The sequence below is a fragment of the Vibrio sp. 10N.222.52.B7 genome, assembly GCF_041474275.1.
GTDB classification, from domain to species: Bacteria; Pseudomonadota; Gammaproteobacteria; order Enterobacterales; family Vibrionaceae; genus Vibrio; species Vibrio crassostreae_C.
In genome coordinates this window covers 1-239 of the sequence record NZ_JBFRTU010000304.1, presented here as the reverse complement: position 1 = coordinate 239, position 239 = coordinate 1, and the positions used below count along the sequence as shown (strand labels likewise).

Here is a 239-nt window from a genome sequence, read left to right as displayed (position 1 = left end):
TGAACGAATGAACTGATGTGCCAGTTCTGTTTTAGGGTGTGCGAATATTTCACCCACGGTGCCTTTCTCTACTAGCTCACCATCACCAATGATCGCGACTTCGTGACAGATGCTTTTAACCACATCCATTTCATGAGTAATCAGTAGGATAGTGATACTCAACTTACGGTTAATTTCACGTAGCAGCTCAAGAATAGATTGAGTCGTTGCTGGATCCAGCGCACTGGTCGCTTCATCAC

At 44.8% G+C, this 239-nt stretch carries 1 pseudogene; it reads right to left on the bottom strand.

From position 1 onward, the window contains the following. Window positions 1-239 (bottom strand): annotated as a pseudogene (gene metN, locus AB4512_RS22950) (DL-methionine transporter ATP-binding subunit); the annotation flags it as partial.